The sequence below is a fragment of the Gramella sp. MAR_2010_147 genome (assembly GCF_900105135.1).
Lineage (GTDB): Bacteria > Bacteroidota > Bacteroidia > Flavobacteriales > Flavobacteriaceae > Christiangramia.
Window position 1 is genome coordinate 1,973,414 of the sequence record NZ_LT629741.1, and the last position, 12,183, is coordinate 1,985,596.

Consider the following 12,183-nt stretch of genomic DNA (forward strand, 5'->3'; position numbering starts at 1 on the left):
GGAGTGTGTAAATAAACTTAATCCTTACAGATTATTTGGTCTTTTGGTTGATAAGGTCCAAAAGATCCACATTGTCACCTAAAATTCCATCTTCAGAACTAATTCTGTTATCCCTTGATCCGTTTTCGAGTTTTAAAACTCCTCTAGGGCAAACCGCTGAACAAATTCCGCAACCTACACAACTTGATCTTACGATATTCTCTCCCTTCTGCGCATACGCCCTGACATCTATTCCCATTTCACAATAAGTAGAACAATTTCCACAGGAAATACATTGACCTCCATTTGTTGTAATTCTGAATTTTGAGAACAATCTCTGTTGCATTCCCAGAATTGCCGCCATTGGGCAACCAAACCTACACCATACTCTGTTACCGAAAATTGGGTAAAAACCGGTTCCTATCACTCCGCTAAATATTGCCCCTATAAGAAATCCGTAGGATGCTCTTAAACTTTCAGCATTAAAGAGGAATAAATTTGTTCCGCTAAAATAGTGGAAACCTATCAGGGCAAGGATAATTACCAGATAACCTATCGCTCCATACCTGGCGTCTTTTTCAAGTTCTTCTCTTTTAAAATACCATATCCCGGCAAATAGTAAGGTTAGAAAAATCCCAACTCCAATTAGAAAGACATCTCTTGTTAACCAGTATTTCGAAGCATCTTCACCTAAATAAGAATAGATAACCGCTGTGGTCATTAAGACTACAAAAACCAGTACACTATGCACAACCCATCTTTCTACTTTCCAGGCAAACTGACTTTTATCTGATAAATGTCTATAAGGATCCCCGGCTGTTTCGGCTAATCCACCACAACCACAAACCCAGCTACAGTACCAGCGTTTTCCATATTTATAAGTTAAAATTGGAGTGATGATAAAGATAGAAACTATTCCGAAGAGCAATAAAGCAATGCCAATAGTTCCGGCAGAAATAAAATCGTCTACCCTATATTGTTCAAAATTATAATAATTGAGCGGCCAGATATTCTTAAGGTCATAATAGGGCAGGGAAAAGCCTTTTCCGTTTAACCTGGCCATAAATTCAGGAATTAGGAAGGCAAAAGATGTCTGGAAAAACATCACTGAAAAGGTTCTGAGCCTTTCATAGCGATTATGCCGGTATTTATAGAGAAATTTTACACCAAATGCGGTAATTGCAATGGTATATAAAGTTCCATAAACAAACCACTGACTGGCTGGATTACCGCTTAATAATTTACTTAAAGGATCAAATAAGGCAATTAAACCTACATTATCACCTTCGGCACGCAGCCCTATAAACTGCGGATAGAAGTAAAGAACAACATAAAACCCTGTAAGGGATATACCGGCAAGCCAGGCCAGGTAACCTCTATTTGTCATCGATTTAAACCAGACACCATCGTTCTTAATACCAGGATGTTTACCTGTATATGCCGCCTTCGCAAACCATACGATCCCGGCAAAAATCGAAATTAATGAGATACTTAACCACAATGTTTTATTCGGGAAATTTAAATTAAAACTTGCTAGCAAAAGAATTATAAGGCCCGACATTCCTAAAAAAGTGGCTAGTTTTTGTTGTGTATTAATAGATGCCGGGGCATCTCCGGTAAGCGCCATATTATGTTCTATTCTGCTCATTACTTAGTTTCTTGTAGATTATTTTTAAAACTTTCAAAAATTTCCTTTTCGTGGGAATCGTAAAATTCAGGATCAAAATTGGCGAGTTTCAAATTTGCCAGAACATGGTCTATTTTTCGATTCTCATTTAACCATAAGTCAAAAATTTCCTGTCTCATTCGAATTCCGAAAGTATTTATACCCAAAAACTCATTGGTCTCAGTATTGTATGAGATCGTGATTGCCTTTAGATCTGTTTCATGCCTCCAGTGAAAATGTTGCTCGTTTTCTTTAGGTTTAGCCCAAACCCAACCATAAGTTTGATATTCTATATCAAAGAATTTCGCCGAATTAAACCAATTCCCGGGTTGATACGCAGTTCGATCTCCTGTTAAAGTCTTTGCAAGCGTCTCACCCATGATCCTTCCTGTATACCACACCGCCTCAACAGGTTTTCTTAAACCGATGGCAGTTCTTTGTTGCGCACAGTCTCCAATAGCATATACCTCAGGGATATTAGTCTCTAAAAATTCGTTGACCAAAATGCCCTTATCGGTTTCAAGATCAGAATCTTTCAGGAAATCTATATTAGGCCTTACTCCTGCACAAAGTCCCACCAATTGGCATTCTATCTCTTCTCCGCCTTTAGTTCTTACCGCTTTTACCCTTCCATCTTCATCTGGAATTATTTTTTCCAGCTCTGTATGGTGTCTAAGATCTACACCATGGGAAGAAATATGTTCCGAGATCATTTTAGCTTCCGGCAACGGTAATACATTACTCCAAAATGCCTCTTCCCGCACCAGGAACGTCACCTCTATATTTCGTGTTCTAAGCATTTCAGCCAGCTCTACCCCAATCAAACCACCACCAATGATCACTGCTTTTTTTGTGAAAGCAGTATTCTCTTCAAGCTCAATAAGATCCTGTTTAGTAACCAGGCCCTGAACTCCGTCCAGCTCTTCTCCTTCCCAACCAAATTTATTATAAATAGAACCTGTTGCGATCACCAACTTATCATACCCCAGAGGCTCACCAGATGAAAAACGAAGTTTCTTTTTATCAAAATCGATCTGCTCTACCCAGGCTTTTTTTAATTCTATCCTGTTCTTTTCCCAAAACCAGTTCTCATAAGGTTGTAAATGATCCCATTTCATGTGCCCCATATACACATACATTAGTGCAGTACGGGAAAAAAAATAGTCAGATTCGCCTGAAATCACAGTGATCCTGTGATCGGAAAGTTTCCGGATGTGCCTTGCCGCAGTAATCCCCGAAATTCCGTTTCCAATTATAACAATATGCTCCATTAATTTATTTAATTTGGCTGAAGGCCGGACAGCACTTAAGTAAAGAACGCTGAAAATAGCCAGAATCCCAATTATATCAAGGATTTTATGCCTCAAACAAATGTCTAGCAATTCAAGATTACCATACGCAACAATGATCATTTTAACGATCACGTTCCTGATGTTGTCGTGCCAGGCAGAGATTCCTTCCAGGAAAATCAACGGAATAAGTCTCGTAGCATCCAGAGACAGTCTAAATCCAGCTCAAATAAACCAACTTACCAGGGTTAATGCTAACGCTATTGCTCTAATGCCGTATGCGTTTATGGGCAATAAAAAAGAGCCGGAACTCATTTATAATATCGAAAGACAATGGTTTGGAGAAAGAGCAGAGGGCATAGAACAGGCTATTTTACTTTTAAAGGAACAGGATTTGAGAATCATGATGAAGCCCCATATCTGGTTGAGAAATGGAGATTTTACCGGTGATCTTCAATTTTCTACAGAAGCTGAATGGGAAAGATTTGAGACGTCCTATAAAAAATACATTATGCTCTATGCAAAAATCTCAGAAAAGCATCATATTGAGATTCTATGTATTGGAACGGAATTATACCATTTTGTAAGTTCCAGGCCTGAATTCTGGAAAGAACTTATTAGTGATATACGAAAGATTTACAAAGGGAAACTGGTATACGCAGAGAACTGGGATAAAGTAGATCTGGTAAATATATGGGATGATCTGGATTTCATTGGAGTTGATGCCTATTTTCCTTTAAGCGAAAAGGTTTCTCCTTCTGAAGATGAAATCAGAAATGGATGGCAGAAGCATAAAAGTATGCTTAAAAGTCTTTCTTCTAAACATGAAAAACCGATACTTTTTACAGAATACGGATACAGAAATATAGACTATGCGTTAAAAGAACCCTGGAATTCGAATAGAGATATTTCAGGAACAAATCATGGTTTACAAGCGAGAGCCCTGCAAGTTTTATATGAAGAATTTTGGACTCAAAGCTGGTTTGCCGGCGGTTATATTTGGAAATGGCACCAACATGAGGATTCTGGCGGATTAGAAAATGATCGTTTTACTCCTCAAAATAAACCTGCTGAAAATATAGTAAAAGAATACTATCAAAAATTCAGGAACTAAGCCTTTTGTAGTAGTGGCTGTAGAGTTCTTCAGGTGAAGCTCCACGTCTCCTTTTCCAGTAAATCTCAATAAAAAGCCACTGTGTATTCCAAACTCCCATTGTTTCGTAGAGTCTTGCAGAGGTTGTTATCCAACTTTTAATAACCGTAAACTGTTTCTTTTTATAAAGTCTTCTAATAATTTCATTGTCTTCATAAACCTTATAAGATTCATTAAATCCACCAATTTCATTAAAAAGGCATTTTTCAACAAACAGGGATTGATCACCCCCTCTGCAGGTAATATGATTCACTTTCGTAAACTGTCCCATTAAATTAAGCCACCAGTGATTTTTATCAAATTTCATTTGAAAACAGCCCGCCTTCTTCCCTTTTCTCAATTCATTTACAATTAGCGAATCAAAATTTTGTGGCGGTAAGCTATCGGCATGTAAAAAATAAAGAATATCGGCTTTAGCGTTCCGGGCTCCGGTGTTCATTTGAACAGCCCTGCCTTTTGCTGAAGACACATATTTAGCATTGCTGGATTTTTGTACAATTTCAGCAGTTCCATCGGTACTTCCGCCGTCCACGATCAATATTTCAGTCACATACCCTGAAGAAGTTGCTTCCAGGTGTCTTAGCAGGCCTGGAAGCTGTTGTTCTTCATTATATGCCGGAATAATAATACTGATCATTAACGATTATTTAGCCTCGTTCAGGTCCCAGTTGTAATCTTTATACGTGATAGAGGTTCCTGAACTTATCTTTGTATTTGAATACTGGTTTACATAATCTATTACGGTTCCATTTTCTTTAAAATCTTTTTTATACCAGTCGAAAATTGAAGATAATTTAGCTGAATTTTTTGAGATCTCATTTTTATCAGAATTGATAAATTCTTTGGTTACTCTTTCTAATTGTTCCTCAATCTTATTTGCAGTATAAGCTTCATTCAGAAGTTTTGGGCACGAGATAGAGGCGCAATTGATCGCAAAATGAATACGAGGTTCGTTCATTTTTCTTAGCACGCTGTTTTCAATGCCTCCAAGAGAAATTTCAGTATCGCCTACTTTCACGAATTCGCTAGTCCAGGGACTATCTATATCTTTAATGCTCTTTACCGGATAATTTCTTAGAATAAGATCTACCGTATAAGCATTGTAAAGATTGATGTAGTAAGCAAGTAATTCATTTGCTCCCCAGTCATTCGTAGGTTCTTGTGCAGACAACATTTTTAAATATTTGTCCAGTTTTTCACGGTCATTCTTAAAACCTTTATAATCCACCATTCCGCTTGCACTTACGTGTTTTTGAAGCAAATCATCCCATATCTTGTGATCCATAACTTGATCCACATCAGATGAAGTTTGTTCAGAAGCATCCGGGGTTGGCAAACCTTTACTGTTCAGGCCCGCGCTGGAAATAAGATTACAGGAAGCAAACATACATGCTCCTGATATTAGAATTGCAAAACTTAAAAATAACTTTTTCATAGTTTAAATTTTAAAATTAACAGCAGCCACCACCATCATAATGAAAAGTAGACTCACTGATATAAATATCATCACGACCTAAAACTGCCAATGCATTTGCGGTCTTATCACAAATTGCCAGTGGTTGATTTTTTAATAGAATATGCCCTTTTTTATCATCAAAATGATCTCCTTCCCCATAATAAATGGCCGCCTTTCCTGTAAAAATACAGGGGCCATCCTCTGGCATAGGGTCTTTGATTGCCGCAACTTCTATAGATTCTATATATACGAGTTCATCGGTTGGATAGTTTTTTGGATCCAAGATTCTGTATGGTTTTCTTGCCCTAATTTCAATAGTACCAAAACCTGCGTCGGTTAACGCCTTTACATAATCTTTAATAGAAAGGCTTCCACTTAGGCATAGTGCACGTAGTCTTTCGTCATTTCTCAATTCTTCATTCATCTCCTGCTCACAGGTAGGATCACTCATCACAAGCTTCCCGTGAGGTTTTAAAACACGATACATTTCCTTTAAAGCCTTTGTTAATTCTTCGGTTTTGAAGATATTAAAAAGACAATTTTGGGCTGCCACATCAATAGAATTGTCTTCCACAGGAAGTTCTGTCGCATCTCCTTTTTTAAGATCAACAAATTCAGATTTGAACCAAGGGTTCAATTCCTCTGCTTCTTTAAAATTCTTCCTGGAAGCTTCCAGCATTTCATCTACTACATCTATCCCTACAACCCCTGATTTTTGTCTGGAGAAATAAGCGAATTGAAGTAATTCCATTCCTCCACCTACACCTACATAGAGAATTCGGGGATCGTTAGTGAGATCTCTTGCATGCACGGTAGTCCCACAGCCATAGTTCATCTCCTGCATGATCTTAGGAATCTTTAAGCCCGGTAATTCCCAAATAGGATTGGTAGTACAGCATAATCCAACATCTGGAGTTAATGCCGCGTCTCTGTATACATCTTTAGTAGTTTCTAAATAGCTCATGTTATATTTTCTGAAGTAATTCTTTAAATAGTTTAACCATATCTGGCTCTGCCCTGGCGGCGTTGGCGAGTATATTCTGAATATCCACTTTTTCAAGATTATCGGGATCTCCCTGATCGGTGATCACTGAAATTGCAGAAACCGGGATTCCCAAATGATTCGCCACAATAATTTCCGGCACCGTACTCATTCCTACCGCGTCTGCACCGATAATTTTCAAATATCGATATTCTGCCCTGGTTTCAAGTTGCGGTCCAACAACCGAAGCGTATACTCCCTTATGTAAGGTGATATTCTGGTTTTTGGCAGATTCTTCAAAAATTTGGTTCATGGTAGCATCATAAGGCTGGCTCATGTCTACAAATCGTTCACCTAATTTTTCTACTCCATGAAATGCCAATGGTGATCCTCCCTGCAGGTTAATATGATCATCGATCAGCATTAATTCACCTTCTTTAAAATCAAGATTAATGGCTCCGGATGCATTTGAAACCAGTAATTTCTGCATCCCCAGACGCTTCATTACTCTTACAGGATAAGTTACATCAAAAAGACTATAGCCCTCATAAAGATGAAATCTTCCCTGCATTACTACCACTTTTTTCCCCTGGAGTGTTCCAAAGATGAGTTTTCCTTTATGGAATTCTACCGTTGCGGTTGGAAAGTAAGGGATATGGTTGTAACTGGCTTCTACCTCAACCTCTACATCGCCAATAAGTTTTCCCAGGCCTGTTCCCAGGATGATACCAACTTCAGGCTCTCCAAAGCCTTTAGATTTTAAATAATCTACAGATTCGTTTATTCTATCTGTCATATTGTTATATATTTTTGAAATGCAGGATGGTCTTTTATATCATCCAATAGATCTACATCGTTGCGGGTTTCCAGTAATTTGACGTCTTTGTTCTTAAGATCTTGCAGAGTATCCTGTAATACACTGGAAGTTCCCCACTCTTTATTTTTGAATACATCAGAATTTAAGGATTTCATACCGAATAGATAATACCCGCCATCCTCGGCAGGGCCAATCACATACTCATGATTTTCCAAATCCTGAAAAGCATTTTCAATATCAGTAGAATCGATATCATACATATCGGTTCCTATGATAATTATTTTTTTATAATTCTCTTCAAATCCATTTTGAAAAGCATTCTGCATGCGTTCCCCAAGATCTTCCCCTAATTGCTTCTTTTTAGAATAAAGTTCGTTATTCCAAATATCGTCCTTATTAACGGAATCGGAATAATAGACCTGTTTCGTTGCATTTACGGCAGCAGTAAATTTTGCTGAATGATTCAGTAAAAATTTATAGATTTCGAGTGCTTTCTCATTCCCAAGGTCTTTTGCCAGTCTGGTCTTTACCTTTCCAGCAACGGGATTTTTAGTAAATATGAGAAGTAATTTATCTTTTATAGTTTCAGTCACTTAATATATTTTTTCGCCTTTTTCCAGGTATTTCGCCCAATTTCTGGAGAACGTATGTACTTTATTGGTCTCTTTTCCATTAGAGAATACCTCAAAACCTGTATTTTTCCATGCAAAGATTCCCCCATATAAATTTGAAACATTCGTATAACCGGCTTTTTGAAGCTTATTGCCAATATTTTCTGAACGAATTCCAATAGAGCAATATACCACGATAGGAGCAGATTTGTCTTTAAACTTCTGTGAAAATTGGTCTTCTGAAAAATTAGAATAGCCTACAAATATTGCTTCAGGGAGATGACTCACATCATATTCTATTTTTTCTCTTGCATCTAAAATAACAACAGAATCTTTTAAACGATTCATCTTCAACTCTTCCACAGATATATATGGAACATCCGTTTTATTATATTTAGATAATAATTTATCTAAAGGCTCGTTCTGTCCTGAGACAATTGAGCATCCAAAAATTATCAATATTAAACTTAGTAGGTTTTTCAATGTGATTCTTTCTTCTATTTACGAAATTAATGGAACACGAGATGTTATCGTTTTCTAAAGATTTATACCAAATCCCTGTAAACCGCTTTCCAGACCCGGTAAAATTTCGGTGTTATCCCAAATTCCTGTAATTAACGTACGAGCATATTCTTGCGGCAAATGGTTCTTCATCATAAGTGAACTTGCCAGTTGATGATCATATTTTAAGGAATGATGCTTAAAAGTAATTTCCTTTTCTGAATCCAGGATCGCATACCAGGTTTTAGGAGAACCATCATTTGCGGGCATCCCAATTACCCCGGGATTTATCCAAAGTTTTTCTTCTTCTGAATCTGAGAAAGGCAACCCACAATGTCCTGCAATAATAACGTCAGTTTCGGTTTCGATGAAATTGCGCTTTTTAACTGACCAATCAGTCGACTTAAAAATAAATTCTGAAACATGAAATGCAGAACCGTGAACTACCTGAACTTTCTTTCCGGCATAATTAAATCTAATATGCAAGGGCAATTCTTTCATCCAGTCTATGGAATCCTGTGAAAGATGAATCTTCGCATAAGGGTACCATTGCTTTGAAAAATCATCACAGCGGGAGCCTTCACGAAAGTCGCACCCACAATCTGCCTTGTCTTCAGCCAGCTGAATTTCCACATTCCCCGCAATGCTATGAGCACCCCATTCTCTGAAAGCCTGCACCGTTTCTTCCGGTTGCGCACAGTAGCCAACAATATCTCCTGTACAAATACAATTTTCAGGAGGAATTCCTAAAGATTCTGCTTTTAAAATGAGTTCCTGTAAAGCCTGCAAATTGCTATAGACACCACCAAAAACAAGAACCTTCCCTTTAATTTTATTTAGATCGATTACTTTTTTAGCCATTTCGGGATCAAATATAGGATTAAACAACTAAGAATTCCCCATATATTAATCCACAGTAGATCAGCATATGGACCTTCCGTAAAAATTAAAGATTGAGGGAAAATATCAAAAACTAGCAAAAACCCGAAAACGAGTCCGCAAAACACGCTAAGATAAAAACTGATCTTAGGCACCTTCATTTTCCAAAATATAAAAATAGGAGTTAAGCCAATTACCATGGTTCCTGAAATTGTTGTTGCTGAAAGAATTTCAGCATTTAGAAAAACTGGAATAGTCCCCAGAATAGCTACTATAATCATGGCTACTCTACCCGATCTTATCGTTTTTCCAAACTTTAGATCTAGTGTTAACAATTTTGAAGAAGATGAAAAAGTAGAATCCAGGGTAGATGCGGCAGAAGTGATCATGATAAAATTGATCACCAACAAAATAACAACTCCAAATGATTTTCCAACCTCTACCGCCGCCTGGCCTTCCATTCCATTTTTTTGAGCATATATCCCAATGATGCTGAAAAAAATAATACAAATTCCGCCAAATATACTGGCAAGTATAAAACTTCGAAGGGTCGTTTTGGGTTTACTAATAAAACCTCTATCAGTTAGTACAGGGTCATGAAACGGGTAACTAAAAGACTGTAAAACCGCTGCAAAGAGTAAATTCATCCCAGTAGCCATGGTCCAGTTACCAGAGTTTACAACTTCTTTCACTTCCATCTCTCCAATGTTGAAAATATTCCACAAAATCACACATAATAAGATGGAAAATAAACCCATTTGGATAACATCGGTAAAAATGGAACTACTTAACCCTCCTTTTAAGGCATAAGCCAGTGTTAATAATGTGAACACCAGAATAGACCAGTAAAAGGAAGATGAACCAATTTCTCCAAAATAGCTTCCAATTACCATGGTATTAGACCAAACCTCATTAAAAAGCCGAATACTGATAAGAATCGAGAAAATAATAATCGCTCCTCTTCCAAACTTTTCGATAAGAAACTGGTGAATGCTTTTGAAACCTCCTTTTACCCGCATTAAATAAATAATGATCCCGGCGACCGCAAAAGAAAGATAATATCCTGCATAGGCGACTCCGCCTACAATCCCAAAATCAAGCCCAAGATTTGCAGCATTGGTAATGCTTTTCGCAAAAATCCAGGAAATTATAAGGCTGCCTGTAAGCATGCCTGCACTTGGAGCTTTATTCCGAAAGGTGGCTTTGAAAAACTGTGCTTTCGTCTTTGCCCACGGAGACAATATTAAAAATGCCAAACTGGATATTACAAGCAATCCCCATTGCCAATAAACCGGTTCTATTTTAGAAAAATCAATCAATTAATTCATTTTTATATTTATTCATTCATCCCACCATACCGGGAAATTGATACTATTTCCATTAGTAGCAGCGGCCGTTGCTTCATAATTTTCAGCATTTAGTGCCGCTTCCTCTGTAGGATATGGCATTCTAACAGGAATCATGTCATTATTCAGACTTGCCGATATAGGTTTTAAATCTGGATACCCGGTTCTTCTCCATTCTATCCATCCTTCATACCCATTGATCATATTCCCAATCCATTTTTGAGTAATTATTTGTTCTAAATTATTTCCAGTTGTGCCATAAGCTGCAGTTCCGTTTAAATAATCTTCGGGAAAAGGAGTGTTCCAGTAATCAAAACTTTGTTCTACAGCTGTATTATAAAGCATTTCAGGATCTGCCGAGATCATTCCTCTTTCAGCTGCTTCTGCCAGCCAGAAATTGGTTTCCCATGCGGTAAGAAAATTGGCATCTAAAACACCCGTATTTTCTCTAAAAATCATTCCTGCATACGAATAATTTGCAGGAGAAATAGAGGTTTGAGAAGCATCAATTCCATTTATCAGCCCATTATATTGTGTCGCATCATTTGCCGTTGGCCTGAATAAAACCTCTATTCTGGGATCATTCAATTCTGAAAGTATTTCTTCTATCGTTTCAGACATGACGAAATTATTAAAATCTCCAACTCTTAATTGTTGCATTCTAAAGCTATTTGGTTCTCCTGAAGTAAAGTTGAAGACTGCATTTTGAGCGTTTGTTTCTATATAATTTACTTCAGAATAAAGCTGTTGTAATTCGGCTGAAACATTTACCCGGGCAGAAATTCGCATCAAATATTTAATCTTTAGAGAATTTGCAAAACGAACCCAATTATCCAGATCCCCTTCAAAAAGTATGTCTCCTTCCAACGAAAAATTGCCATTATACGCTTCTATTGCTGAGATTCCATTATCCAGATTATCTAAAATTCCTCCTTCAGACATATAAATATCTTCCTGGGAATCGTAAACCGGTGTCGTAGTCACTTCTTTCCCCTGAAAAGCCTGAGCATAAGGAACATCGCCAAAAAGATCGGTTAAAGTGGCAGCCATATAGGCTTTTAGAATCAATGCCGGACCTTCATAAACACGAAAAGCTTCATTTTCCCTTGATTTATTCAGGATAATTTGATTGTCGCGAAGATTGGTATACAGAACTGGCCAGGGATTTCCTCCTAGTTGGGGAGACTTCAATGCATGGCGGTCAAAAAGGTTAAAATCTAATGCGGTTAAATACTGTCCCAGCAAATTACCGGCAACAAAACCCTCATAAGACATCTGCTCTCCATAATCGTAGATTACCTGCCTTAGTAACAAACTGGGCTGAACTTCTACCGGGGCATTGGGATTTGTATTCTTTTCCTTAAAATCCTGGGTACAGGAAAGCATGGCGAAAATTGCCAAAATCAAACCAGCAATATTTTTATACTTTTTCATCTTTTAATATTTTATAATTACGTCATTATGAACTTGAGAAATGAAACAAGTCCAACTTGACGAATTCTTT

The 12,183-nt window shown here is 37.5% G+C and carries 12 protein-coding genes; 1 reads left to right on the forward strand and 11 read right to left on the reverse strand.

Annotated features, from left to right (window positions below):
* Positions 1-31: 31 nt before the first annotated feature.
* Together BLT95_RS08890 and BLT95_RS08895 are read right to left on the reverse strand one after the other, a co-directional pair.
* On the reverse strand, positions 32-1,627 hold the full coding sequence (locus BLT95_RS08890) for a 4Fe-4S dicluster domain-containing protein (RefSeq protein ID WP_089665744.1): 1,596 nt from the start codon (positions 1,625-1,627) through the stop codon (positions 32-34).
* The gene (locus BLT95_RS08895) at positions 1,627-2,916 is read right to left on the reverse strand and encodes an FAD/NAD(P)-binding oxidoreductase (RefSeq protein ID WP_089666889.1); all 1,290 of its coding nucleotides are present in this window, start codon (positions 2,914-2,916) and stop codon (positions 1,627-1,629) included. The genes BLT95_RS08890 and BLT95_RS08895 overlap by 1 nt, the downstream gene beginning before the upstream one ends.
* Positions 2,917-3,016: 100 nt before the next feature.
* Here BLT95_RS08895 and BLT95_RS08900 point away from each other — a divergent pair, with 100 nt between their 5' ends.
* The gene (locus tag BLT95_RS08900; protein WP_089665745.1) at positions 3,017-4,048 is read left to right on the forward strand and encodes a glycoside hydrolase; all 1,032 of its coding nucleotides are present in this window, start codon (positions 3,017-3,019) and stop codon (positions 4,046-4,048) included.
* Here BLT95_RS08900 and BLT95_RS08905 read toward each other — a convergent pair.
* The 9 genes from BLT95_RS08905 to BLT95_RS08945 are packed head-to-tail and all read right to left on the reverse strand — an operon-like array spanning position 4,038 to position 12,113.
* Positions 4,038-4,724, reverse strand: coding sequence for a TIGR04283 family arsenosugar biosynthesis glycosyltransferase (locus BLT95_RS08905; protein WP_089665746.1), 687 nt, complete (start codon positions 4,722-4,724; stop codon positions 4,038-4,040). The two genes, BLT95_RS08900 and BLT95_RS08905, sit on opposite strands and share 11 nt — an antisense overlap.
* A gap of 6 nt (positions 4,725-4,730) precedes the next feature.
* Positions 4,731-5,522: a DUF547 domain-containing protein gene (locus tag BLT95_RS08910; RefSeq protein ID WP_089665747.1), complete on the reverse strand. Its 792-nt coding sequence runs from the start codon at positions 5,520-5,522 to the stop codon at positions 4,731-4,733.
* 16 nt (positions 5,523-5,538) lie between these two features.
* On the reverse strand, positions 5,539-6,507 hold the full coding sequence (gene arsM / locus BLT95_RS08915) for an arsenosugar biosynthesis arsenite methyltransferase ArsM (protein ID WP_089665748.1): 969 nt from the start codon (positions 6,505-6,507) through the stop codon (positions 5,539-5,541).
* A 1-nt stretch (position 6,508) separates the two neighbouring features.
* Positions 6,509-7,321 carry a purine-nucleoside phosphorylase gene (locus BLT95_RS08920; RefSeq protein WP_089665749.1) on the reverse strand — a complete coding sequence of 271 codons (813 nt, stop codon included), beginning with the start codon at positions 7,319-7,321 and terminating at the stop codon, positions 6,509-6,511.
* The gene (locus BLT95_RS08925) at positions 7,318-7,935 is read right to left on the reverse strand and encodes a TIGR04282 family arsenosugar biosynthesis glycosyltransferase (RefSeq protein ID WP_089665750.1); all 618 of its coding nucleotides are present in this window, start codon (positions 7,933-7,935) and stop codon (positions 7,318-7,320) included. The genes BLT95_RS08920 and BLT95_RS08925 overlap by 4 nt, the downstream gene beginning before the upstream one ends.
* Positions 7,936-8,436, reverse strand: a complete 501-nt coding sequence (locus BLT95_RS08930; protein ID WP_089665751.1) for a rhodanese-like domain-containing protein — start codon at positions 8,434-8,436, stop codon at positions 7,936-7,938. It abuts the gene before it with no gap.
* 54 nt (positions 8,437-8,490) lie between these two features.
* Positions 8,491-9,315: a metallophosphoesterase family protein gene (locus BLT95_RS08935; RefSeq protein WP_089665752.1), complete on the reverse strand. Its 825-nt coding sequence runs from the start codon at positions 9,313-9,315 to the stop codon at positions 8,491-8,493.
* Positions 9,300-10,634, reverse strand: a complete 1,335-nt coding sequence (locus BLT95_RS08940) for a sodium:solute symporter (protein ID WP_089666890.1) — start codon at positions 10,632-10,634, stop codon at positions 9,300-9,302. Before BLT95_RS08940 ends, BLT95_RS08935 begins: the two co-directional genes overlap by 16 nt.
* A 39-nt stretch (positions 10,635-10,673) precedes the next feature.
* Entirely contained in the window at positions 10,674-12,113 is a 1,440-nt protein-coding gene (locus BLT95_RS08945; protein WP_089665753.1) for a SusD/RagB family nutrient-binding outer membrane lipoprotein, read from the reverse strand.
* Positions 12,114-12,183: the final 70 nt, after the last annotated feature.